Source organism: Exiguobacterium sp. s127 (genome assembly GCF_018618695.1).
In the GTDB taxonomy this organism is placed as follows: domain Bacteria; phylum Bacillota; class Bacilli; order Exiguobacteriales; family Exiguobacteriaceae; genus Exiguobacterium_A; species Exiguobacterium_A oxidotolerans.
The window spans coordinates 1-503 of record NZ_JACSMO010000029.1; the positions used below are offsets into that span (position 1 = coordinate 1).

The 503-nt window shown below is 50.9% G+C and carries 1 pseudogene; it reads right to left on the minus strand.

Annotated elements, in window-relative coordinates:
• Nucleotides 1–503, minus strand: a pseudogene (locus tag KNP98_RS15905) (copper amine oxidase); the annotation flags it as partial.

A 503-nucleotide genomic window follows, 5' to 3' on the forward strand; every position in this document is an offset into this window, starting at 1 on the left:
CCTGCCGTCATGCTGAGGTTCGCAAGAGCGACGTGTTCAGCAGCGAGGCTGTTGAGTGTTGACCGGAGGTCAGCGGCTTTCGTATCAGCTTTCGAGTTATCGAACTTCTCAGGCATCTGTGTTGTGATCGCGACTGAGAGAGCTTTCGAGATGTCATACATGCGGCTGTATCCTTCACGGAACGTGTTGTACGATCCTTCATAGTCGCCTGCTGCATATTGTTGGAATGTTTTATAGACGTCCGCTTCGTGAGTACGAAGGACTTCTTCAGCTGTTTCCTTCGGAAGTTCGCCTTCTGTCGCAGCGTCGAGGAATGTCGAGAGATCCTGGACGAATTCTTCTGTCTCGGCTTTCGAAGCGTTGATGCCTTCTTGGTCATCCGCTTTGACGGCTTTGACGAGGTCCGTTGTGTATTTGTTGTGATCGACGAAGATTTTTTCGAATTGTTTCGCGCCTTCGTCGCCATAGACTGAAGCGATTGCCGGTGTCATGTCGAGTGCGTT